We start from the raw sequence: 24,047 nt of genomic DNA, 5'->3' as shown, positions 1-24,047 counted from the left end.
GGTCAGTCGCCGTCCACCCATTCCATGCGCGCGCCCAGCTCGCCGATGTGCTCGACGAAGTTGGGGTGGGCGCGGCGGATGGGCGTCGCGTTCTTGATGAGGCTCTTGCCCGGCACGCTGGCCGCCACCATCAGCAGCGCGATGGCGACGCGGATGATGTACGGGCTCTCGACCTCGGCCGGGGAGAGCGGCTTGCCGCCGAAGGTGATCATGCGGTGCGGGTCGCTCAGGAAGGCATGCGCGCCGAACTTGGCCAGCTCGCTGGTCCAGCCCATCGCGCCGTCGTAGACCTTGTTCCAGAACATCACGCTGCCTTCGGCCTTCACGCCGAGCGCGACGAAGATGGGCAGCAGGTCCACCGGCACATAGGGCCAGGGCGCCGCTTCCACCTTCTGCAGGATGTTGCGCGTGAAGGGCTCCTTGACCTTCAGCGGGCCGCTGGTCACGCAGCGGCTCCAGCCGTCCTCGTGCAGGATCTGCACGCCGAACTTGCCAAAGGTGCGGTCCAGCAGCGGGAACATCTCCGGCGCGCTGTTCTTCACGCGCACGTCGCCGCCGGTGATGGCGCCCAGCGCCAGGAAGGTGACGATCTCGTGGAAGTCCTCGGTGAAGGTGTAGTCCGCGCCGCCCAGTTCATCCACGCCCGTGATCTTCAGCTTGGACGTGCCGTGGCCTTCGATCTTCGCGCCCAGCATGGACATGAAGTTGCAGAACTCCTGCACGTGCGGCTCGCTGGCGGCGTTGGTCAGCGTGGAGACGCCGTCGGCCAGCGCGGCGCACAGCACGAAGTTCTCGGTGGTCGTGACGGAGGCGTAGTCCGTCCAGTGGGCGTTGGCCGTCAGCGGCCGGTGCACGCGCAGCACCAGGCCGTCGGGCAGGCGCTCCACGTCGGCGCCGAAGCGCTGGAACACCTCCACGTGCGGGTCGATCTCGCGCGCGCCCAGCGTGCAGCCCTTGACGTCGTCCTCGATGCGCGCCGCGCCGAAGCGCGCCATCAGGCCCGGCACCAGCATGATGGAGGAGCGCATCTCCTCGGGCAGTCGGTCGGTGGCCGGGTCGAAGTGCGTGTGCGCGTGGTGCACGTCCAGGATGCCGGTCTTGAAGTCCAGCTCGACCTGCGAGCCGAGTTTGCGGAACACCTCGACGATCTTCTTCACGTCGGTGATCTCGGGCACGCCGCGCAGGCGCACGGGCTGCCGGGTCAGCAGCGTGGCGCACAGGATGGGCAGGACGGCGTTCTTGTTGGCCGAGGGAACGATGCGGCCGCTCAGGGGCGTGCCGCCGTGGACGATCAGGTGGGACATCGGATAGCTGATGGCAGTGCGCGCAAGCGGCGCGCGGGAGGGATTGTCGGCGTTTGCGGTGCGGCACCAGGGGCGCGGCGCGGAAGCTTTGCTCCGCGCCCGGGGAATCAATCCTCCGCAGCGGGGTCCAGCCGCTTCGCGCGCGCCAGCCGCCAGGCGTCGGCCGGGTCGGTGAACACGGCTTCGGCGGTCGTGCCGGTTTCGTGGCCGGCGGTGTCGATGGCGATGCGCTTGTCGAACACGTAGCACTCGCCCTGCCAGTCCCGCGCGGCGTCCGGGAAGGCCTCGAAGAAGCCCAGGATGCCGCCGTCGAGCTGCGCGACGTGCAGGCCCTGCTGCTGCATCCAGGCCGCCGTCTTCTCGCAGCGGATGCCGCCGGTGCAGTACATGGCGACCGTTTTGCCCTGCCAGGCCTCGCGGTGCGCCTGGACATAGGCCGGAAAGTCGCGGAAATGCGCCACGCCCGGGTCCACGGCACCGCGAAAGCGCCCGAGCTGGAACTCGAACGTGTTGCGGTTGTCCAGCACCACCGTGTCGGGGTCGTCCAGCAGCTCGCGAAAGCGCTGCGGGCTGACGTGGGTGTCGGTGCCTTCGCGGCCGCTGACGCCGGGAATGCCGAACGCGACGATCTCCGGCTTGACCGACACCTTGAGCCGGCTGAACGGCGGGCGGGCGCAGTCGTTGTGCTTGAAGCGCAGTCCCGCCAGGCCCGGTTGCCCCAGCAGTGCGGCCTCGAAGGCCGCCAGCCGGTCATCCGGGCCGGCCACGGCGCCACTCACGCCTTCCCCGGCCACGACGACGGTGCCGCCCAAGCCCGCGGCGGCCTCGCGCAGCCAGGCGGCCAGCGCGACGGGATCGCTGATCGGCGTGAAGCGGTAGAAGGAGCTGTGGACCCAGGACATCGACCCGGATTGTCGCTGCCCACCCTCGCGCTCACCCTAGGGCGCACCGATCAGGGGCGCTCCTAGAATCCGCGACCCCTTTTTGCCCCTCGCCATGTCCGACCGCTTCGCCGTCCTGCCGCAGTACCTGATGCCCAAGCTGGCGCTGACCCGGCTGGCCGGGCGTTACGCATCCAAGCCGATGGGCGGCTTGACGACCGCCACCATCCGCCGCTTCGTCGCTCACTACGGCGTCAACATGGCCGAGGCGGCCGAGCCGGACATCACGGCCTACGCGACGTTCAACGACTTCTTCACGCGCGCCTTGAAGCCCGGTGCGCGGCCCCTGGCGAGCGCGCCGCTGGTCTGCCCGGTGGACGGCGCGATCAGCCAGGTCGGGCACATCCAGGGCGACCAGGTCTTCCAGGCCAAGGGCCAGGCGTTCACGACGACGGCGCTGGTCGGCGGCGACGCGCAGTTGGCCGCGCAGTTCCAGGACGGCCTGTTCGCCAACCTGTACTTGAGCCCCAGGGACTACCACCGCATCCACATGCCGGCCGATGGCCGGCTGACGCGCATGATCCACGTGCCGGGCGAGCTGTTCTCGGTGAACCCGACGACGGCGCGCGGCGTGCCGGGCCTGTTCGCGCGCAACGAGCGGCTGGTGTGCGTGTTCGAGCACGACACGCTCGGCAGCTGGGTGCTGGTGCTGGTGGGTGCCACCATCGTCGGCAGCATGGCGACGGTCTGGCAGGGGCGCATCCAGCGCGAGGGCGACGTGCACGAATGGCGCTATGCGCCGGGCCAGGTGCAACTGGTGCAGGGCGACGAGATGGGCCGCTTCCTGCTGGGCTCCACGGTGGTCATGCTGTTCCGCCCCGGCGCGCTGCAGTTCAACCCGGCCTGGCAGCCGGGCGGCGCGGTGCGGATGGGCGAATTGATGGCCGCCTGAGGCTGCGGACTCAGGCGATGGCGCGCGCGGCTGCGGCCAGCAGCGCGCCGGCCGGGTCGGCGCCGAGCGGCCGCGACAGCAGGAAGCCCTGCAGGTGCGTGCAGCCCAGGCGTTCGGCGGCCTCGGCCTGCAGGTCGGTCTCGACGCCTTCGGCCACCACGGCCAGCCCCAGCGCCTGCGCCAGCACGCAGGCCGCGCGGACGACCGCGCCGGCCGACGGCTCCGGCAGCGGTTCGATCATGCTGCGGTCCAGCTTGAGCGTGGTGATGGGCAGGCGGCGCAGCAGCGTGAGCGAGCTCTGGCCGGTGCCGAAGTCGTCGAACGCGACGCCCACGCCGGCCTCGCGCAGACGCGCGAGCTGGGGCAGCACGCGGTCCATGTGCGTCATGGCGGCCGTCTCGGTGATCTCGACCTCCACGAGCTTGGGGTCCACGCCATGGGCGCGCACCAGGGCCAGCAGCGCGTCGGCGAAGCCGGCGTCCTCGAACTGCAGCGGCGACACGTTGACGGCGACCGGCAGCACGGCCAGGCCCTGCTGCTGCCAGTCGCGCAGCTGCCGGGCGGCCTGGCGCAGGATCAGCGCGCCCAGCGCCACGATCTGCCCGGTGCGCTCGGCGGCGGGGATGAACTCCGCCGGGCTGACACGGCCACGCCCCGGGCGCTGCCAGCGCACCAGCGCCTCGAAGCCCGCCAGCGCGCGGCTGCCGCAGGCGTACTTGGGCTGGTACTCCAGCAGGAACTCCTCGCGCTCGATGGCCGCGGCCAGCGCCTGCTCGATCTCCAGCAGGTCCCCCGCACCGGACGCCATGCCGGCCCGGTAGGCCACGACCGCGGCGCCGGCCTGCTGCTTGGCCTGGTGCATGGCCACGTCGGCCGCGCGCAGCAGCGCGGCGCCATCGAGCCCCTGCGCGGGGAAGCGCGCGATGCCGACAGACATGTGCACGTACAAGGCCCGGTGGCCCACGACGAAGGGCGCGTTCAGCAACGCCAGCAGTTGCTGGCCGGCGAGCAGCGCGGCCGCGTCGTCTTCCACGCCGGGCTGCAGCAGCAGGAACTGGTCTTCGCCGAGGCGGGCCAGTAGGGCCTCGGGCGGCAGCGCGCGTCGCAGCCGGTCGGCAATGGCACGCAGCAGCGCGTCGCCGGTGTCGTGGCCCAGGCTTTCGTTGACGAGCTGGAAGCGGTCCAGGTCGGCCGACAGCAGCGCAAAGCCGCCTGCGCCCGGCACGGTCATCTCGGCCAGGCGGGCCAGTGCCGCGTGGCGGTTGGGCAGGTCGGTCAGCTCGTCGTGCAGGGCCTGGCGGCGCAGCGCCTCGGTGGCGCGCTGGCGCTCGGTGTCGTCCAGCATCAGCACCAGCAACGCCGGACCGCCCTCCCACTCGATGTAGCTGGAGCTGCCGCGCACGTAGATGGCGCTGCCGTCGCGCCGGTAGCGCTCGCCCTCCCAGGCGATGTGGCCGACGCGGTCCTGCATCAGGCGCTGGTAGCGCGCCCGAGCCGCCTCGACGTCGGCCGGGGCGATCACGCGGTAGACGTCCAGCTCGCCGCCCACCTGGTCGAAGCCGAACATCGCCAGCGCGGCCGGGTTGGCGTAGACGGCACGGCCGTCGCGCAGCACGGCCAGGCCTTGCATGGAGCGCTCGTAGAGCTGCCGCAGCCGCGTGTTGGAGCGCTCCTTTTCCTGGTGGGCGCGGCGCACCGACAGCAGGATCAATGCCATCGCGAGCACCGCCTGCACGAAGGTGCCGAGGATGTGCGTGACCATGGAGCGGGCCATGGGGTCCAGCAGCGGGCCGCTCAGGTGCACCAGGCCCGAGGCCATGAAGCAGGCGGCTACGATGCGTTCGCCGCGCTCGCCGCCGCGCCACAGCCAGGCCGCCGCGAGCCAGGTGCCGCCCGCCAGGATCAGCGCCGCCGCGACGACGGCGAAATGCTGCTGCACCAGCGCCAGCGCGAGGACGACGCCGAGCAGCGCGGCGAACACCGGCGCACCGCGCCGCCAGCGCCAGGCACGGCCGCTGTAATGCGCGGCACCGGCCAGTTGCAGGGCCAGCGACGCGATGATGCAGGCCGTCGCCCCGGTGGCCTGCAGCTTGTAGCGCAGCGTTTCGTGGTCAGGCGGCACCAGCGCCACGCCCAGCGTGAGGCCGGCGGCCAGCAGCACATGGCTCCAGCCCCAGTCGCGGATGTGCGGATGACCGGGCTCCAACCGGGCCAGCACCAGCAGCGCCAGCCCCAGCAAGGTGATCAGGCTGCTGCTGATCAGGAGGATGCCGGTCATCGACCCATCCTAGCGAGGGAAGACTCGCGGCATCCACCGCTGCGCGCTCGGCGTCGTCAGAACTCCGGACGAATGTCACGCGTGACCAGCGGCCAGCGGTCGCTGCGCCAGGGCGACGCGGGCAGGCCGGCGCCGTCCACGAGGTTGGCCGCCAGCGGCGTGTCGGCCCACGCGTAGCGCACGGCGGCCGGCCGGGCGACCTGGGGGCTGCGCACGCGCACACGGTCGCGGCCGACGATCTCGGCTTGCGCCGGCACGAAGCGCCGGTCCGCGCCGGCGATCTCGAAACCCAGCAGCGGGCCGCCGTCACGTGTGGCCAGGCCGCCGGCCACGTCGGCGAAGCGCAGTTCGACGACCTCGTCGTGCACGCGGCTGCCGCGCAGCGTCGGGCCCTTGAACGGCAGCGTGCGGCCATAGCTCTGCGCCAGCGCGATGCGGGCCAGGCGCTCGCCCACGGTGCGCTTGTCGCGCGGGTGGATGTCGTGGGCATCACCCACGTCGATGCTGACGGCCATGCCGGTGCCGGGCAGCTTCAGCGCCGCGCGTTGCGACTCGCGCAGCTCGGCGAACGCGCTGCCCTCGGGCAGCGGCGTGCGCGGGCCGAAGGACGAGATCTGCACGAAGTAGAACGGCAGCAGCCCGGGCTGCCCCTGGTCGTGCCAGTGCGCGCGCCAGTCGCCGATGAGGCGCGGGAAGGCCTGCGCATAACGCGCCGCGCGCGGGGCGTTCGTCTCGCCCTGATACCAGATGACACCGCGCACCGCGAACGGCGTGAACGGCCGGACCATGCCGTTGAACAGCAGGCTGGGCAGGTCGTTGGGGCCGGGTTCGACGACCGGCTGCAACGCCTCCACGCGCGCCTGCCAGCGACCAGCGAGCGGCTGGCTGCCTGCGGCCGTCTCCAGCCGCAGGCCAGCCGCCGGGCCGTGCATGCCGCCATCGCCACCGGTGTCCGTCACGCGCACGGCGATGACGTTGTCGCCCTCGTGCAGCAGGCCCGTGGGCACGGCGTAGGCTCGCGGCGCGTCCCAGCCGCAGGTCTTGCCGACGCGCTGGCCGTTGACGAAGGTCTCGTCGCAGTCGTCCACCAGCCCCAGGCGCAGCGTGGCCGCACCCGAGGCCTGCGCCGCCGTCAGCGCGACGTGGCGACGCAGCCAGACCTGCCCGTCCAGGCCCGGCAGGCCCTGCGTCTCCCAGACCTGCGGTGCATTCAGCGTGGGCCAGGCCGTGTCGTCCAGCGCCGGGTCGGCCCAGGGCGGCACGGCGCCCTCCGACAGCGGCAGCGCGCCCTGCCAGCCGCGCACGCGCGCCATCACGGCGTCGCGGCGGCGCTGCACGAACGTGGCGTTGTCGGTCGGCATCGCGCGCACGGTGGCGGCGAGGTCGGGGTCGGTGGCCGCGGCGCGCGGGCTGGTCCAGGTCTCGACGTGGGTGCCGCCCCAGCTCAGGTTGAGCAGCCCGACCGCCACGCCGGTTTCTGCCTGCACGCGCCGCGCGAAGTGCCAGGCCACGGCGCTGAACTGCCCGGCCGTGGCGGGCGAGGCGACGTCCCAGCGCAGCGGCGGCGCGTCGCGCTGCGGCGCCAGGCTGGCGCGGTGCGGCATCTTGGCGTGGCGGATCAGCGGATGGCGGCCGGCCGCGGCGATCTCGGTGGCACCGTCGTTCGAGTCGGCCAGCAGCCATTCCATGTTGGACTGGCCGGCGGCGATCCACACGTCGCCGATCAGCACGTCGGATACCACGCGCTGCTGCGCGCCGGCGCCGACCTGCAGCCGGTGCGGCCCGCCGGCGGGCAGGGCTTTCAACGTGGCCTGCCAGCGGCCATCGGCGCCGGACTGCGCCTCGCCCTCTTGGCCGGCCAGCTGCACGCGCACGCGCTGGCCCGGCTCGGCCCGCCCCCAGACGCGCAGCGGCGCATCTCGCTGCAGCACCATGTGGTCGGCGAACACACCGGCCAGTTCCAGCGCGTGCGCGGCGGTCGACGCGGCCAGCAGCGCCGCCAGCCCCAGGGCCCGCATCACCACACCAGCGTGACGACGCCGCTGGCCGGCAGCGCGTAGGCGAAGCGCCGGCCCGGTGCCTGCACCGTGAAGCGGCGCGCCTCGGCGGCGGAGTTGCAGACGATCAGCACGGTGCTGCCATCGGGGTTGGTGAAGGCCACGTGGTCCAGGCCCTTGAGGCCGCCGTGGGAGTCGATGCGCCGCGCGCCCTGCTGCACGAAGCGGCTGGCGTGGCCGAAGGCGTAGTACTCGATGTTGCGCGTGACGCTGCCGTCCCTGGGGTCGATGGTGACGACGCCGCGGCAGTCCTTGCAGCCCCCCAGGTGCGGCCCGTAGACCGGGTCCAGCGCCAGGTTCCACATCAGCACGCCGCGCGCGCCGTGGCGGGTGCTGCCGATGACGAGGTGGCGCGTGATCCACGGCAGCGTCTCGGCCCACTGCGGCTTCCATTCGCCGCCGGAGCATTCGGTGAACCAGACGTCCAGCTCGGGGAAGTGCTGCGCCACCTGCGACTGCGCGGCCACGTCGCCCGCATAGCAATGCCAGGCCACGCCCGACACGTACTTGCGGGCGGTGGCGTCCGACAGCATGGCCATGGGGCTCCAGGGCTCGTCCCAGTTGTGGTCCCACTCCAGGATCTGCGTGGCCATGCCCTTGGCCCTGAGCAGCGGCCCGAGGTGCTGGCCGACGACGGCCGCGCGCGTGGCCGGCGGCATGCGCATGCCGGGGTAGTCGGGTGGCTCGAAGTGCGGCTCGTTCTGCAGCGTCAGCGCGAAGATGGGCACGCCTTCGGCCTTCATGGCCTCCACGTAGCGCACCATGTACTGCGCGAAGGCGCCATAGAACTCGGGCTTGAGCTGGCCCTGCACGAGGCTGTCGGTCGTCTTCATCCAACCGGGCGCGCTCCACGGTGAGGCCATGACCTGCAGCTTCGGGTTCAGCGCCAGCGCCTGCTTCACGGCCGGGATCACGTCGTCGCGCTCGGGCGCCAGCGAGAAGTTTTTCAGGTCGGGGTCGGTCTGGCCCGGCGGCATGTCGTCCAGGCTGTAGTGGCGGCGCGAGAAGTCCGACGCGCCGATGGTCAGGCGCGTCAGGTCGAAGCCCAGGCCCTTGCCATCGTTCCCGTCGCGCGTGAACAGCTCGCGCATCAGCGCGTCGCGCTGCGCCTCGCTCATGCCGTGGCGCATCAGCCAGGCGGAGCCCTCGGTGATGGCGGCGCCGAAGCCGGCCATGCGCTGGTACTGGCGTTTGGGATCGACGCGGATGACGGCGTCCGCCTTCGCGGGTGTCGTGACGGCACTGGGCGCCAGCAGCCGCTGCTGGTCGGCCGTCGTCAGGAAGGCCTGCACGGGGGCGCCGTGGGCCAGGCCGGTCAGTGCGGCCGTCAGGGTAGCGAGCAGGAGCTTCATGGGTGGTGCGAGGGAAGACGGATCACTTCACGGCGCCGGCCGCGATGCCGCGCACGAACCAGCGGCCGGAGATCAGGTAGACGAGCAGCGGCACGGCCGACGTCAGGATGGTGGCGGCCATGTTCAGGTTGTAGAGCCGCTCGCCGGTGGTCGTGTTGATGACGTTGTTGAGCTGCACCGTCATCGGCAGGTTGTCGCGGCCGGCGAAGGTCAGGCCCAGGATGTAGTCGTTCCACACGCCGGTGATCTGCATGATGGCCGCGACGATGAGCATGGGGCCCGACATGGGCAGCGCGAGCCGGCCGAAGATGTGCCAGAAGCCGCCGCCGTCCACGCGCGCGGCCTTGAACAGCTCGGGCGGCAGGCTGGCGTAGTAGTTGCGGAACAGCAGCGTCATGATGGGCATCGCAAACACGATGTGCACGACGACGATGCCGGCCAGGCTGCTGTACAGGCCCAGCGCCGCCTCCAGCTTGACCAGCGGGTAGATCATGACCTGGATGGGGATGAAGGCGCCCAGCATCAGCAGGCCGAACAGCCACTCGCCGCCGCGCGGCTTCCACCAGCTCAGCGCATAGCCGTTCAGCGCGCCCAGCAGCAGCGGCAGCACGACCGACGGCACCGTGATCGCGACCGAGTTCCAGAAGCCGCCACGGATGCCCTCGCAGCTGACACCCGTGCAGGCCTCGCTCCAGGCGCCGCGCCAGGCGCCGAGCGTGACTGCCGAAGGCAGCGCGAAGATCTGGCCAAGACGGATCTCCTCCATGCTCTTGAACGAGGTCGTCAGCATCACGTACAGCGGCAGCAGGAAGAATGCGGCCGCAAACAACAGGAAGGCGTAGACGCCCACGCGCGCCCAGCGCGACGGGGTGAGCCGGCTCATGCGTGGCCTCCCAGCGCGCGGCGGCGGCTGCGGGCATACGCGAGCGGCGCGACGAGGGCCAGCACCGTGATCAGCAGCATGACCGCACCGGCCGACGCCAGCGCCAGATTGGCGCGGCCGAACAGGTGGTCCATGATGAACTTGGCCGGCACGTCGCTCGCCGTGCCGGGGCCGCCCTGCGTCATCGCCACCACCGTGTCGAACACCTTGACGACGCTGACCGCCAGCAGCGTGAAGACGGTCGCCAGCGTCGGTCCCATCATCGGCAGCACGATGGACACGTAGACGCGCCACGTCGGCACGCCGTCCAGCCGCGCGGCCTTCCAGATCTCCTCGTCGATGCCACGCAGGCCGGCCAGCATCAGCGCCATGACGAGCCCTGCCCCCTGCCAGGTGCCGGCGATGACGACCGTGTAGATCACCCTGTCCTGGTCCACGATCCAGTCGAAGCTGAAGTCCTGCCAACCCAGTTGCTGCACCGCGTGCTGCAGGCCGCTGTCGGGGTTGAGCACCCATTGCCAGACCAGGCCCGTCGCGACGAAGGACATCGCGTACGGGTAGAGGAAGGCCGTGCGCAACGCGCCCTCGCCGCGCACCTTCTGGTCGATGAAGACGGCCAGCAGGAAGCCGATCAGCATGGCCGCGGCGATGTACAGCACGCCGTAGACGGCGAGGTTGTGGACGGCGAGCTGCCAGCGCTCGTTGTCCAGCAGCCGTTCGAACTGCTGCAGGCCGACGAAGTCGCTGTTCGGGAAGGTGCGCGAGCTGGACATCGAGATGCGCAGCGTCCACAGCACCGTGCCGACGTAGCCGACCAGGACGATCAGCGCCAGGGGCAGCAACGCCCCCCAGGGCGCGAGGGAACGGCGGCGCATGTCAGGACTTCAGTGCGTTGACGATGTCCTTCTGGACCTTTTCAACCGGGATGTTGCGGTTCCAGTAGCCGGTCAGCACGTCCTGCAGCGCGCCGTTCTGGTCGGGCGTGATGTAGATCTCGCCGTTGGCGAGCTGGCGCGACTTGTCCTTCATTGCGGTGAGGCCCAGTTGCGCGCAGTAGTCCATCTTGCTGGCGTCCACGTCGGTGCGGATGGGGATGGAGCCCTTCTTCATGCTGAAGGCGACCTGCGTGGCCGGCTGCGTGATGACGCTGGCGAGCAATTGCTGCGCCTTGATCTGGTCGGGCTTGTCGGTCTTGGGGAACACCATCACGTCGCCCTGCACGATGTAGGGCGCGTGCGGGCCGAAGCCGGGGCTGCAGCCGTAGTCCTTGCCGGCCTCCTGCTTCGCCTGCGTGAACTCGCCCTTGGCCCAGTCGCCCATGATCTGCACGCCGCCACGGCCGCTGATGAGCAGGGCCGTCGCGTCGTTCCAGTTGCGGCCCGGCGAGCCCTTGTCGGTGTAGCCCTGCAGCTTCTTGAAGGCCAGCAAGACCTTCTTGAAGTCCTCGCCCATGATGGCCTTGGTGTCACGGTCGCGGAACACCTTCAGGTACAGGTCGCGGCCACCGTAGTGAGCCAGCGTGGCGGTGAAGACGATGCCGTCCTGCCAGGGCTGGCCGCCGTGGGCCAGCGGCACGAGGCCCGCGGCCTTGAGCTTGTCCAGCGCGGCGAACAGCTCGTCGAAGGTCTTGGGCTCCTCGGCAATGCCGGCCTTCTTGAACGCGGCCTTGGAGTACCAGAACCAGGTCATGTTGTGGATGTTGACCGGCGCCGCGTAGTAATGGCCCTTGACGCGGATGGCCTGCAGCACCGCCTCGGGCAGGAACTTGTCCCAGCCGTCGCGCTGCGCCACCGCGTCGACGTTGTTCAGCAGGCCCTGGTCGACGATGTCGCGGAACTGCTGCGTGGTGTTGAACTGCGCCGCGGTCGGCGGGTTGCCACCGGCGATGCGGTTGATGGCGACCGAGCGGGCCTGCTCGCCCAGCGCGATGGCGGTGTCCACCCACACGCCGCCTTGCGCCTTGTAGGCGTCGGCCAGCGTCTTGGCCGCGGCGGATTCGCCGCCCGAGGTCCACCAGTGGATGACTTCGGCCCTCAAGGGCTGAGGCGCCTGGGAGAAGGCAGGGCACGCAGCGGCAGTCAGCGCGGCGGCCAGGGCGAGGCGGGCGAACGTCAAGGCTTGTCTCCGTTTTTATAGGTCAGATGCAGTGTGTCTCAGTCGCGCAGGAACTGCCCGTACCAGATGCCGCTGTCCTTCAGGATGCGGCGCTGGGTGGCGTAGTCCACATAGGCGATGCCGAAGCGGCGCAGGTAGCCCTCGGCCCACTCGAAGTTGTCCAGCAGGCTCCACGCGAAATAGCCTTTCACGGGCACGCCGGCGTCCATCGCCCGGCGCAACGCGCTCAGGTGGCGCTGCAGGTAGGACAGGCGCTCGGCGTCGTGCACGTGGCCGTCTGGCGTCAGCACGTCCTCGAACGTGGAGCCGTTCTCGGTCAGCTGGATGACCGCCGGGCTGTAGTCGCGCTGCACACGGGTCAGCAGGTCCACCAGGCCTTGCGGCGACACCTCCCAGCCGAAGCCGGTGCGCTCCACGCCATGGCGCTCGACGAGCTTCGCGCGCATCGGGCCGTGGCTGCCGGCGGGGTCGTCGGCCACCATCTCGGGGAAGTAGTAGTTGACGCCGAGGAAGTCGGTCGGCGCGGCGATGTCGTTCAGGTCACCCGGCTGCACCGTCGGCGCCGCGTCGCCCAGCAGGGCCAGCGTGTCCTCGGGGTAACCGCGGCCGAACAGCGGGTCGAGGAACCAGCGGTTGCGCAGGCCGTCGTGGCGGCGCGCGGCGGCGAGGTCTTGCGCGCTGTCGGAGGCGGCAGAGATGGGGTGCAGGCTCAGCGTGATGCCGACCTTCGCACCCGCCGAGTTGGTGCGGATCAGCGGCACGGCCTGGCCATGCGACAGCAGCACGTGGTGGCAGGCCTGCATCGCGTCGGCGAGATTCCTGCCGCCCGGCGCATGCACGCCTTCCCAATAACCCATCATGCACGAACACCACGGCTCGTTGTGCGTGATCCAGTGCTTGACGCGGTCGCCCAGGCGGCGCGTGACGACGTCGGCGTATTCGAGGAAGGCGCTCACCGTGTCACGCGATGTCCAGCCGCCCTGGTCCTGCAGCGGCTGCGGCAGGTCCCAGTGGTAGAGCGTCGCCCAGGGGTCCAGGCCGCGCGCCAGCATGGCGTCCACCAGCCGGTCGTAGAAGGCCAGGCCGGCGTCGTTCACCGCACCACGCCCGTTCGGCAGGATGCGCGGCCAGGCGATGGAGAAGCGGTAGGCGTTGACGCCCAGCGACTTCGCCAGGTCCAGGTCCTGCGGGAACCGGTGGTAGTGGTCGCAGGCCACGTCGCCGTTGGAACCGTCGCGGATGCGGCCGGGTTCGCTGCAGAAGCGGTCCCAGATGGACTCGCCCTTGCCGGCCTCGCGGGCGGCGCCTTCGATCTGGAAGGAGGAGGTGGACACGCCCCAGCGGAAGTCGGCGGGGAAGTCTTGGCGTTTCGGGGCGGTGTGGGCGCTCATGCTGCGGATGTGGGGGCGCCGGCATGGCAGCCGGCGCGGTTTCGGGAACGGAAAGAAACGATCAGAACTTGTAGCTGCCGCCCAGCAGGAACTGGCGCCCGTAGGAGGTGTAGCGCTCGGGCAGCGTGGAGTTCGGGTCCTTGGCGCCGGTGGAGATGCCGACGCGCGTGCGGTACGGCCGGTCGCGCAGGTTATTGACCTGCAGTGTCAGCGACAGCCCCTTCAGCGTGCCGCTCTCGAACGCGTAGCCCAGCTGCGCGTCGAGGATGGTCTCGGCCGAGATCATGCTGGGCACGTTCTCGCCGAAGGTGCCGCGCACCGTTGTCACGAAGGCCGAGCGGTGGCGGCTGCCGATGCGTGCCGAGATGCCGTCGCGCTCGTAGTAGACGGTGAAGTTGGTGGCGATGCCCGACAGGCCGTCCAGCGGGTTGTTGATGTTGTTGTCCTCGTGCAGCGAGCTGCGCGTGTTGGCGTAGCTCAGGCTCACACCGATGCCGTCCAGCGCCGGCATGAACAGCGAGCCGTCGATGGAACCGCTCAGCTCCGTGCCCGCCACCATGCCGCCCTGGCCGTTGGCCTTGGTGCTCAGCAGGCCGATGTTGCTGATGGGCGTGTAGGTCGTCGGGTTGGGGAAGCCGGTGAAGTCGAACGGGATGGACTGCGAGTAGACGAAGTTCTTGATGTTCTTGTGGAAGGCCGCCGCCGCCACGTAGCTGCGTTTGCTGAAGTAGTGCTCCAGCGACAGGTCCACCGCGTCGGCGCGCCAGGGCTCCAGCCTGGCGTTGCCGCCGCTGGCCGACCAGGTGCGGTCGGTGCCGCTGACGCTGATGCCCGAGAAGCCGGCGCGCATGTCTTCCATGTTGGGCCGCGCCAGCACCTTGGCCAGGCCGAAGCGCAGGATGGTGTTGGCCGTCAGGTCGGCGGCGAGGTTGAGGCTGGGCAGCGTGTCGGTGTAGCGGGTGCCGCCGGACGTGGGGTCGGTGGCCTGCGTCTTGTCGTTCCACAGCAGGCCGTTGCTCCACTGCTTGGCGTGCACGACGCGCAGGCCCAGCGTGCCGTGCACCGGCACGCCCCAGTCGAACTCCAGGCCCAGCTTGCCGTACAGCGCCGTGACCTTCTCGTGCACGGCCCAGATGCGGCCCGGCGCCTCGTTGGTGGCGGCCGGCACGCTGTCGTAGAGCTTCAGCACGCTGGGCACGTCGAAATTGACCATGCGGATGTTGCTGCCCGCGAAGGTCAGGTCGGTGGGCGTGCGCAGCAGGTCCGACGGGATCAGCACCGGCGCGCGGCTGTTCTTTAGGTTGTAGTAGACCTCGGTGCGGTTCATGTCCTTGTCGCGCTCGGAGTAGTCCACGCCGGCCTCGACGCTGTTCATCCAGCTGTCGAACGTGCGGCCGGCGGAGAGCTTCAGCGCCTTGATCTGGTCGCGCACCTTGGGGAACTGGCTGCGGCCGTCGCGGCCCCAGTTGGCCGGGTCGGTCAGGTAGACCGTCTGCGGGTTGGCGAAGTCGAAGCTGGGCGAGAACGTGGAGCGGCCGTCCCCCGTGACGATGGTGGCGTTGTTCATCGACACGCGGCTCAGCGAGCCGGCCTGCACTTCGGCGTTCTGCTCGTCGCGCTTGGCCTTGGACCAGCTCAGGTCGCCCACCAGCTTCCAGTCCGCCAGCTTCAGCTCGTTGTTCCAGCCGATGGCGCGGATGTTGTCCTGGCGCTTGTTGAGCGTCGTCAGCGCCACCGGCGTCAGGTTGTTGACGTTGCCGCTCGTGACGATCTTGTCGCCGTTGACGACGCTCGTCTGCGCATTGCTCCAGCTCGCACCGGACCAGACCGACATGTCCGACATCACCGTGCGGCGCGCCTCGGTCTGGTCGAACTTGGAGTAGTACAGGTCCAGCGTGCTGTGGAAGTCGGCATTGGGCTTGTACTCCAGCACGCCCATCAGGCCGTCGCGCTTCTGGCGCGACGACGCGGCGCCCAGCTCGAACCCCTGCAGCGCCACCGAATCCGTCGGCACGCCCGGCAGCGGTGAGCCCCAGTCGTTGGTGTTGGCCCACCACCAGCTCTTGTAATGCTTCTCCTGGTTGGGCGAGTCCAGGTGCGCGAAGCCGATGGCCGCGCCCCAGGTGCGGTCGGCCGACTGCGTCACCCACGACGCGCTGAGCCGGTTGCCGGTGGCCGAGATTTCCGGATTCAGCGAGCCGTTGGAATTGCGCTCCACACGCGCGCTGACGACGGCCTGCGGTGCCGCGAAGTCCAGCGGCCGCAGCGTCTTCATGTTGATCGTGCCCGACAGGCCCTGCGCCGACAGGCCCGCGTCGGGCGTCTTGTAGACGGTGGCCGCGTTGATGAGTTCGGACGGGAACTGGTCGTACTCCACCGAGCGGTTGTCGCCGGTGGAGACGATCTCGCGGCCGTTCAGCAGTGTGACGCCGAAGCGCGGCGCCATGCCGCGGATGCTGATGACCGAGGAGCGGCCCGCCACGCGCTGCGCGGTGAGGCCCGGCAGGCGCGAGATCGCATCGGCGATGGACACGTCCGGCAGCTTGCCGATGTCTTCCGCCGAGACGGACTCGACGATGGCGTCGGCATTGCGCTTGGTGCTGATCGACGATTCCAGGCTGGCACGGAAGCCCGTGACCTGCACGGTGTCGAGCTTCTGTGCGGCGGGCTGCGATGCCGCCGCGGCCGGCGCCGGTGCCGCCTGTGCAAACGCCAGCAAAGGCGCGCCCAGCAGGCCCGCGCAGACGGCGGCGACCGGGCTCAGACGCAGGCCACGCCCCGCAGAGCAGGCTGTGGGAACGCGCCCCTCGGCGCGCAAGGGTTGGCGAATCATTTTTGTCTCCTGGTTCTGTCTTGTTCGCTGATCTGGGGGTGCCGGGCAGCGACCCTGTCGGGTTCTTCCGCCAAAATGGAACCGGTTCCAAACGCGGCGCAAATCTAATTCGGCGCACTTGGGCTTGTCAATCTCGTCCGCCCGGGGGTTGACGTTTTTTTGTGTCACCGCATACCGTCGCGCCCCTGAAGGAACGATGACGATGCCCACCAAGACCTCTTGCCTCGCCGCCGCGCTGGCGCTCGTGTGCGCGGCCACCGCCGGCGCGACTGAAACCGGTTCCATCGTGCAGGCCTGGCCTGCGCGCCAACCCCAACGCGACGCGGCGCTTGAAGCCAGGGTGGACGCGGCGCTGAAGACGCTGACGCTGCGCCAGAAGATCGGCCAGATGACGCAGCCCGAGATCCGCGCCATCACAGCGGACGAGGTGCGCGAGTACGGCATCGGCACGGTGCTCAACGGCGGCGGCGGCTGGCCCGGCGACGACCGCGCGGCGACGCCGGCGCAGTGGCGCGCGCTGTCCGAACAGTTCCAGGCCGCCGCGCTGCAGGCCACGCCGGGCATTCCGCTGCTCTGGGGCACCGACGCCGTGCACGGCCACAACAACGTGCGCGGCGCGACGCTGTTCCCGCACAACATCGCGCTGGGCGCGACGCGCGACGCCGCCCTGGTGCGCGACATCGGCCGCGCCACCGCACGCGCCGTGCGCGCCTCCGGCCTGCACTGGGCGTTCGCGCCCACGCTGGCCGTGGTGCAGGACGTGCGCTGGGGGCGCACCTACGAGAGCTTTGGCGCCGACCCGGCGCTCGTTCGCCAACTGGGCCAAGCGGCCGTCGAAGGCCTGCAGGAGGGCCTGAAGGACGGCCGCGGCGTGCTGGCCACGGCCAAGCACTACATCGCCGACGGCGGCACGCGCCGCGGCATCGACCAGGGCCTGGCGCAGACGACGCCCGCCGAGCTTGCGAACGTGCACGGTGCCGGCTATCTCGGCGCGCTGGATGCCGGCGTGCTGACGGTGATGGCCTCGTTCAGCAGCTGGACCGACACGGCCAGCCACGTCGAGCACGGCAAGATGCATGGCAACGCCACGCTGCTGACCGGCGTGCTGAAAGAGCGCCTGGCGTTCGACGGCCTCGTCGTCAGCGACTGGGACGGCGTGGGCCAGGTGCCGGGCTGCACCGACGAGCATTGCCCGGCGGCCATCAACGCCGGCATCGACGTCGTCATGGTGCCGTTCAAGTGGAAAGCGTTCTACGCCAACACGCTGCGCGACGTCGAGCAGGGCCGTATTCCGATGGCGCGCATCGACGACGCGGTGCGCCGCATCCTGCGCGTCAAGTTCAGCCTCGCCATGACACCGGCCGTGCCGGCCACGATGGACGCGCTGCAGGCCCGCGAGCTGGGCCGGCGCGCGGTGCGCGAGTCGCTGGTGCTGCTCAAACACCGGCCCGGCCTGCTGCCGCTAAAGCCTACGGCGCGCGTGCTGGTCGTGGGGGCCGCGGCCGACAGCCTGGCGCACCAGAGCGGCGGCTGGAGCGTGACCTGGCAGGGGCGCGACACGAGCAACGCAGACTACCCGCAGGGCACGTCGCTGCTGGCCGCGCTGCGCCAGCGGCTGGGCGATGCGCAGGTCATGTTCGACGCCGACGGCAGCCAGGCCGACCCGTCGCGCTTCGACGCCGTCATCGCCGTGCTGGCCGAGACGCCGTACGCGGAGGGCGAGGGCGACATCCGCGTCACCGAGACGCTGCGCCACAGCGCCCGCCACCCGCAGGACGCGGCCGTGCTGCAGCGCGTGGCCAGCCGCGGCGCGCCGGTTGTCACGCTGCTGTACTCGGGCCGGCCGCTGTACGTCAACGACCTGGCCAACCAGAGCGACGCGTTCATCGCCGCGTGGCAGCCGGGCACCGAGGGCCAGGGCCTGGCCGACGTGCTGGTCGCGCCGGCCGCTGGCAAGACCTGGCCCGGCTTCACCGGCCGACTGTCGTTCCCCTGGCCCGCCGGCCCCTGCCAGTTCAGCAGCCATGAAGCCAAGCCGTGGTGGCCCGTCGGCGGCGGCCTGAGCGGCAAGGAAACCCGGGCGACCGCGAAGCCGCTGCCCGAGCCCGCCGACCCCAAGCCCATCTGTCCCCTGTGATTCAATCCGCCCCAGCAAAGCAGAGGGCGCATGGCAACGATCAAGGACGTGGCGAGGCTGGCCGGGGTGGGCGTGGGCACCGCGTCGCGCGTCATCAGCGGCAACGGTTCCGTCGCGCCGGACACGGCGGAGCGCGTGCGCAAGGTCATCGCGCAGCTGAAGTTCCGCCCCTCGCACGCGGCCCGCTCGCTGGGCAACGGCAGCTCCAAGCTGATCGGCGTCTACATCCCCTTCCTGCGCGGCACGTACTACACGCCCATCCTGCGCGTCATCGACCTGGTGCTGCGCAGCCAGGGCCTGCACATGGTGGTGGCGTTCGGCGAGGGCATCGAGGACGAGCGCATCGAGACCAACGACGGCATGCGCTTCCTGCTGGAGCGCGACTGCGACGGCCTCATCGTGCTGTCCAACGCCATCCAGGACGAGGACATCAAGGCGCTGGGCGCCGCGCAGCGCCAGGTCGTCGTGCTGAACCGCCACTTCGACCGCATCAAGGACCAGTGCTTCACGGCCGACCACGTGCAGGGCGGCGTGCAGGCGGCGCGCGCGCTGCTGCAGCACAAGCACAAGGACATCGCCGTCGTGTCCGGCCCCACGTCGTCGCCCGACAACGTCGCGCGGCTGGCCGGCTTCATGGGCGAGCTGGCGCTGCGCGGGCTGGACGTGTCCAAGGTGCAGACCGTGCCGGGCGACTTCTCCAACCAGGCCGGCTGGGACGCGGCCGAGGTGCTGCTGGCGGGCAAGCGCCTGCCGACGGCCGTGTTCTGCGCCAACGACGAGATGGCCATCGGGCTGCTGTCGCACTTCCAGGAGCGCGGCGTGTCGGTGCCGCACGAGGTGTCGGTGCTGGGCTACGACGATTCGCCCAGCGCCGAGTTCGCCGCGCCGCGGCTGACCTCCGTGCACATCCCCAGCCACGACGTCGCGCTGGCCGGGCTGCACTGGCTGCTGAACCGCTGCTACGAACTGGCGCTGCCGGTGGCACGGCAGTTCGACATCGCCGTCAGTTGGCGGGCCTCCGTCGCGGCGCCGGCCCGCAGGCGCAAGTAAAACAACTCAAGGAAGCGCCGGATGGGTATGGCTCGCAACCCGTGAGGCCACAATCCGGGCTGTTTTAATTTCGACCCACTCCTGAATCCCCGCACGCTCAGCGCCCCCGACATGTCCCAACGCGTCCTGACCGGCATCACCACCACCGGCACCCTGCACCTCGGCAACTACGTCGGCGCGATCCGCCCGGCCATCGAGGCCAGCCGCGCGCCCGGTGTGGAGAGCTTCTATTTCATGGCCGACTTCCACGCGCTGATCAAGTGCGACGAGCCGGACCGCATCGCCCGCTCCAGCCGGGCCATCGCCGCCACCTGGCTGGCCGCCGGCCTGGACCCGGCCCGCGTCGTCCTCTACCGCCAGAGCGACATCCCCGAGATCCCCGAGCTGACCTGGCTGCTGACCTGCGTCACCGCCAAGGGCCAGATGAACCGCGCCCACGCCTACAAGGCCGCGGTGGATGCGGCCACGGCCGCCGGTGAGGAGCCGGACGCCCACGTGACGATGGGCCTGTTCAGCTACCCGGTGCTGATGGCGGCCGACATCCTGATGTTCAACGCCCACCGCGTGCCGGTCGGCAAGGACCAGGTGCAGCACATCGAGATGACGCGCGACATCGCGCAGCGCTTCAACCACCTGTTCGGCCAGGGGCAGGCCTTCTTCGTGCTGCCCGAGGCGCAGGTGGACGCGGAGATGGACCTGCTGCCCGGGCTGGACGGCCGCAAGATGAGCAAAAGCTATGACAACGTCATCCCGCTCTTCGAAGGCGGAAGCGCGGCGCTGAAGGACGCGGTGGCGCGCATCGTCACCGACAGCAAGCTGCCTGGTGAGGCCAAGGACCCGGATGGCCAGGCGCTGGTCACCCTCTACGACGCCTTCGCGTCGCCCGAGCAGCGCGCCGCCTTCCGCGCGGCGCTGCGCGCCGGCCTGGGCTGGGGCGAGGCCAAGCAGCAGCTCGTGGCGCTCATCGAGGGCCAGATCGGCCCGATGCGCGCGCGCTACGAGGCGCTGATGGCCAACCCCGCGGAGCTCGAAGCCATCCTGCAGGCCGGCGCGGCCCGCGCACGCGCCATCGCTGTGCCGTTCCTGAAGACGCTGCGTGCCGCCGTGGGCCTGCGCCCCTACACGGACGGCGCGACGACGGCCGTGGCCAAGGCGGACAAGGCCGCGCTGCCGGTGTTCAAGCAGTACCGCGAGGCCGACGGCAAGTTCTACTTCAAGCTGCTGTCCGCCGCCGGCGAGCTGCTGCTGCAGAGCGAGGCCTTCGAGCAGGGCCGCGACGCCGGCCAGTGGGTGGCCCGCCTGAAGAAGGACGGCCTGGTGGCAGAAGCGCCGGTGCTGCGCGAAGGCAGTGACGCCGACATCGCTGCCGCACTGGCCGCCTTCCAGGACGCCTGAGGTGACGGTGGGCGCCCCGATCACCGAGCTGCTCGCCGGCACGTCGCGGGGCGACGCCGCGTCGCTGCAGCAGCTCTACGCGCTGCTGTACCCCGAGATCAAGCGTGTCGCCCGCATCCGCCTGGCGCAGTCCGGGCACGCGGCCGGGCTGAACACGACGGCGCTCGTGCACGAGGGCTTCCTGCGCATGGCTGACCAGCAGGGCCTGCAGGGCGAGACGCGCGGCCAGTTCTTCTCGTACGTGGGCCGCGTGCTGCGCTCGGTCGTCATCGACCACCTGCGCACCGAGGGCCGCGACAAACGCGGCGGCGACTCGGTGATGGTCACGCTGTCCGCCGCCAGCGACGTGGCCGCCGTGCAGAGCCAGGCCGTGGACCTGATCGGCCTGGACCAGGCGCTGGCGCGCATGCGCGAGCTGGACACCGGGCTGTACGAGCTGATCGAGATGGTCGGCTTCGCCGGCCTGTCCATCGCCGAGGTCGCGGCGCTGCGCCAGCTCTCCACGCGCACCGTCAACCGCGAGCTGCTGAAGGCGCGTGCGCTGCTGCAGGAGCTGCTCGGCGACCGCCCCGACACGGTGTATTGATGGACGCCGGCTTGCAGGCGGCCGACTGGCAGCGTCTCTCGGCGCTGTTCGACGAGCTGGCCGACCTGCCGGCACCCGAACGCGCGCGGCGCCTGGGCGCCGTGCAGCCGCCCGAGCTGGCCGCGCGGCTGGCACGCATGCTGGCCTCGCTGCCGGACGACGATGCCACCGTCGTGCTGGACGTGCCCGGCTACGACGCCGGCCTGGCCGCTGCGCTGGGCACCCCTGGGCCCTCGGCCGTGCCGCTGCCGCAGCCGGGCGACCGCCTGGGCGCGTGGTGCCTGGCCGAGCTGCTGGGCGAGGGCGGCATGGGCCAGGTGTGGCGTGCCGAACGTGCCGACGGGCTGTACCAGGGCGAGGCGGCGATCAAGCTGCTGCGCGAAGACCTCACCAGTCCCGGCCTCGCGGCCCGCTTCGCCCGCGAGCGCGCGCTGCTCGGCCGGCTGACGCACCCCAACATCGCCCGGCTGCTGGACGCCGGTGAGCAGCACGGCCGCGCCTTCCTGGTGCTGGAGTACGTGGCCGGCAAGACGCTGTCGGAGCATGTGCGCGAGCACAAGCTGCCGCTGGCCGGGCGCGTCAGGCTGCTCATCGAGGTGGCGCGTGCCGTGGAGCATGCGCACGCCCAGCTCATCGTGCACCGCGACCTCAAGCCCAGCAACGTGATGCTGGACGAGAGCGGCGGCACCAAGCTGCTGGATTTCGGCATCGCGGGCCTGCTGGACGACTCGGGCCAGCAGGCCGACAGCCAGCTCACGCAGGTGACCGGCCGCCGCCTGACGCCGGCCTATGCCGCGCCGGAGCAGATCACCGGCGACGGCATCGGCGTCGCGGCGGACATCTATTCGCTGGGCGTCATGCTGTACGAGCTGGCCAGCGGCCAGCTGCCGTTCGGCCGCCAGGGGCGCGGGCGCACGGCGCTGGAGCACGACGTGCTGCACACCGAGGCGCGGCGCATCACGCAGGCGCTGGAGGCGCCGGACCTGGGCGATGGCGATGCCGGCCCCGGGCGGCCGCCCGATGCGCGCAAGGCCGCAGGCGACCTGGAGGCCGTGGCCGCCAAGGCCATGCGCAAGAACCCCGAGGAGCGCTACGCCAGCGTGGGCAGCTTCGTGGAGGACCTGGAACGCTGGTTGCGGCAGCGCCCCGTCAGCGTGCGCGCCGAGGACTGGCGCCACCGCATGCACCTGTGGGTGCGGCGCAATGCCGCGCTGGCCGCCGGCGGCGCGCTCGTGCTGGCAGCGCTGAGCCTGGGGCTGGGCGTGAGCCTGTGGCAACGGGACGAGGCCCAGGCCGCGGCGCGGCAGAGCGAGGAGGTCACGCACTACCTGACGGACCTGCTCGCCTCGGCCAACCCCGAGAGGCACGGCGGCCGCATTCCCAACATCTTCGACCTGCTGGAGAAGAGCCGTGTCGAGCTCAGGGAGCGCTTCGCGCACGACGACCTGACCTATGCCCGCGTGCTGGAGGTCATGGCCTCCACCTACGACGACATGAACCGGCAGGACATCTCCATCCCGCTGTACCGTGACCTCGTCGAGGTGCACGGCCGGTTGTGGGGCGACGACGACCCGCGCACCATCGCCTCGCAGCTGCGCCTGGCCCGCGCCTTCACCGCCATCGGCTCGCCGATGGAGGTGGTGGAGATCGGCGAGCGCGTGCTGCCCAAGCTACCGCCGAAGGCCGGCGAGGGCGACTACGAAAACCTGCTCTATCAGCTGCTCGTGGCCTATGCCAACCTGGGCCGCTTCGACGAAGCCGAGGCCGTGGGCGAGAAGGCCTGGGCGCTGAAGCAGCAGATCTACAAGCCGACGGACTACGAGTACGTCTTCTTCAACCTCTACATCTACGTGCTGCGCACCAACCAGGGCCGCTGGCTGGACGCCGAGGCGGTGATGCAGCCGCTCGTCGAGGCGGGCGCCCACGCCCCGCCGCACCGCGCCCGCTTCGTGCAGCGCTCGCGCCAGGGGTTGTGGGTGGTGCAGGCTAGGCTGGGGCGCCCGCAAGCCACGACCGAGGCGGCGCTCGCGCTCGCGGCCGACATGGACGCCCTGCTGGGCCGCGGCAATTCGAGCAGCCAGCGCATGTACAACGATCTGGCCCGGCACCAGATGGAGCTGGGCGACGCCAGCGGCGCCGTGCGCACGCAGGCGCAGCTGGCCGCCATCCTGCCAGAGGCCGCGGCGCGCAACCCCAACCAGCGCCTGCCACGCGAAGCGCAGGCCCTGCTGGCCCAAGCGCTGGACTCGCCGAAGCGGGCGGAGTTGCTGCCGCGGGCGCGCACGCTGGCCGCCGAGCTGCGCTCGGGGAAGATCCCGGCGGGGCCGCCCTGGGTGGACGCCATGACGGCCATCGTGCGCGTGGGCCTGGTGCTGAACGACCTGGCGCTGGCGCAGGACGTCCTGGTGCCGCTGCAGCAGATGCAGTCCACGGGCTGGATGCGCAACTTCGACGCCTGGCGCACCCGGGTCGGCCAGCTGGACGGCGAACTGCAGCGCGCCCGCGGCCGGCCGCAAGACGGTGTCCAGGCACTGCGCGAGCGGGTGGCCTACCTCGACCGCCTGCCCGCGCCGCAGGGCCTGCCGCATTGGCGCGCCCAGCTGGACCTCGCGGCCAGCCTGGTCGCCGCCCGTTCACCGGACGCCGCGCAGGCCCTCGCCCGCGCAGATGCTCTGCGGCCCGAGTGGCTGGCACCGCATCATCCGATGGATGCGCTGCGCGCCCAGTTGGGCCAGGGGGGCAGCGCCGCGTCCTGGTCGGGTCAGTTCTAGAGCAGTCTCTCTACGGATACCGCGCGTCCCGTCACGTCGCAAGGTGTTTTCCCGTAGCGGTG

General features: G+C 70.9%; 16 protein-coding genes. 6 read left to right on the top strand and 10 right to left on the bottom strand.

Annotated elements, in window-relative coordinates:
* Positions 1 to 2: 2 nt before the first annotated feature.
* Together ACO07H_RS23515 and ACO07H_RS23510 are read right to left on the bottom strand one after the other, a co-directional pair.
* On the bottom strand, positions 3 to 1,304 hold the full coding sequence (locus ACO07H_RS23515) for a UDP-N-acetylglucosamine 1-carboxyvinyltransferase (protein ID WP_422018578.1): 1,302 nt from the start codon (positions 1,302 to 1,304) through the stop codon (positions 3 to 5).
* 107 nt (positions 1,305 to 1,411) lie between these two features.
* Positions 1,412 to 2,206 (bottom strand): rhodanese-related sulfurtransferase, encoded by a 795-nt coding sequence (locus tag ACO07H_RS23510; protein WP_422018577.1) that lies wholly within the window; start codon positions 2,204 to 2,206, stop codon positions 1,412 to 1,414.
* Positions 2,207 to 2,300: 94 nt separating this feature from the next.
* On the opposite strand from ACO07H_RS23510, the gene asd reads away from it, so the two are divergent.
* The gene (gene asd / locus ACO07H_RS23505) at positions 2,301 to 3,137 is read left to right on the top strand and encodes an archaetidylserine decarboxylase (RefSeq protein ID WP_422018576.1); all 837 of its coding nucleotides are present in this window, start codon (positions 2,301 to 2,303) and stop codon (positions 3,135 to 3,137) included.
* Positions 3,138 to 3,147: 10 nt separating this feature from the next.
* On the opposite strand, the gene ACO07H_RS23500 is transcribed toward asd, so the two are convergent.
* The 8 genes from ACO07H_RS23500 to ACO07H_RS23465 form a co-directional block, all read right to left on the bottom strand.
* The gene (locus tag ACO07H_RS23500) at positions 3,148 to 5,415 is read right to left on the bottom strand and encodes a putative bifunctional diguanylate cyclase/phosphodiesterase (RefSeq protein ID WP_422018575.1); all 2,268 of its coding nucleotides are present in this window, start codon (positions 5,413 to 5,415) and stop codon (positions 3,148 to 3,150) included.
* A gap of 56 nt (positions 5,416 to 5,471) precedes the next feature.
* A complete protein-coding gene (locus tag ACO07H_RS23495) occupies positions 5,472 to 7,433 on the bottom strand; it encodes a sialate O-acetylesterase (protein WP_422018679.1) in 1,962 nt (653 codons plus the stop codon).
* The gene (locus ACO07H_RS23490) at positions 7,433 to 8,824 is read right to left on the bottom strand and encodes a glycoside hydrolase family 30 protein (protein WP_422018574.1); all 1,392 of its coding nucleotides are present in this window, start codon (positions 8,822 to 8,824) and stop codon (positions 7,433 to 7,435) included. The genes ACO07H_RS23495 and ACO07H_RS23490 overlap by 1 nt, the downstream gene beginning before the upstream one ends.
* A gap of 22 nt (positions 8,825 to 8,846) precedes the next feature.
* The gene (locus ACO07H_RS23485) at positions 8,847 to 9,707 is read right to left on the bottom strand and encodes a carbohydrate ABC transporter permease (protein ID WP_422018573.1); all 861 of its coding nucleotides are present in this window, start codon (positions 9,705 to 9,707) and stop codon (positions 8,847 to 8,849) included.
* Entirely contained in the window at positions 9,704 to 10,582 is an 879-nt protein-coding gene (locus ACO07H_RS23480; protein ID WP_422018572.1) for a carbohydrate ABC transporter permease, read from the bottom strand. Before ACO07H_RS23480 ends, ACO07H_RS23485 begins: the two co-directional genes overlap by 4 nt.
* Position 10,583: 1 nt before the next feature.
* Positions 10,584 to 11,822 (bottom strand): ABC transporter substrate-binding protein, encoded by a 1,239-nt coding sequence (locus ACO07H_RS23475; RefSeq protein WP_422018571.1) that lies wholly within the window; start codon positions 11,820 to 11,822, stop codon positions 10,584 to 10,586.
* A gap of 38 nt (positions 11,823 to 11,860) precedes the next feature.
* Positions 11,861 to 13,213 carry a GH1 family beta-glucosidase gene (locus tag ACO07H_RS23470; RefSeq protein WP_422018570.1) on the bottom strand — a complete coding sequence of 451 codons (1,353 nt, stop codon included), beginning with the start codon at positions 13,211 to 13,213 and terminating at the stop codon, positions 11,861 to 11,863.
* Positions 13,214 to 13,274: 61 nt separating this feature from the next.
* Complete coding sequence (locus ACO07H_RS23465; RefSeq protein WP_422018569.1) at positions 13,275 to 16,046, bottom strand: TonB-dependent receptor; 2,772 nt, start codon at positions 16,044 to 16,046, stop codon at positions 13,275 to 13,277.
* 202 nt (positions 16,047 to 16,248) lie between these two features.
* On the opposite strand from ACO07H_RS23465, the gene ACO07H_RS23460 reads away from it, so the two are divergent.
* From ACO07H_RS23460 to ACO07H_RS23440, 5 genes are all read left to right on the top strand, one after another.
* Positions 16,249 to 18,183 carry a glycoside hydrolase family 3 protein gene (locus ACO07H_RS23460; RefSeq protein WP_422018568.1) on the top strand — a complete coding sequence of 645 codons (1,935 nt, stop codon included), beginning with the start codon at positions 16,249 to 16,251 and terminating at the stop codon, positions 18,181 to 18,183.
* Positions 18,184 to 18,213: 30 nt separating this feature from the next.
* Entirely contained in the window at positions 18,214 to 19,233 is a 1,020-nt protein-coding gene (locus ACO07H_RS23455) for a LacI family DNA-binding transcriptional regulator (RefSeq protein ID WP_422018567.1), read from the top strand.
* A 111-nt stretch (positions 19,234 to 19,344) separates the two neighbouring features.
* The gene (locus tag ACO07H_RS23450; RefSeq protein ID WP_422018566.1) at positions 19,345 to 20,628 is read left to right on the top strand and encodes a tryptophan--tRNA ligase; all 1,284 of its coding nucleotides are present in this window, start codon (positions 19,345 to 19,347) and stop codon (positions 20,626 to 20,628) included.
* A gap of 1 nt (position 20,629) precedes the next feature.
* Positions 20,630 to 21,214, top strand: a complete 585-nt coding sequence (locus tag ACO07H_RS23445; RefSeq protein WP_422018565.1) for an ECF-type sigma factor — start codon at positions 20,630 to 20,632, stop codon at positions 21,212 to 21,214.
* Positions 21,214 to 23,985 carry a protein kinase domain-containing protein gene (locus ACO07H_RS23440; protein ID WP_422018564.1) on the top strand — a complete coding sequence of 924 codons (2,772 nt, stop codon included), beginning with the start codon at positions 21,214 to 21,216 and terminating at the stop codon, positions 23,983 to 23,985. The genes ACO07H_RS23445 and ACO07H_RS23440 overlap by 1 nt, the downstream gene beginning before the upstream one ends.
* The last annotated feature ends 62 nt before the right edge of the window (positions 23,986 to 24,047 follow it).

Origin of the sequence: Roseateles sp. (assembly GCF_965229315.1) — a bacterium.
Classification (GTDB): domain Bacteria; phylum Pseudomonadota; class Gammaproteobacteria; order Burkholderiales; family Burkholderiaceae_C; genus Pelomonas.
The sequence above is the reverse complement of the archived record's forward strand: the minus strand, read 5'-3'. Positions and strand labels throughout refer to the sequence as shown.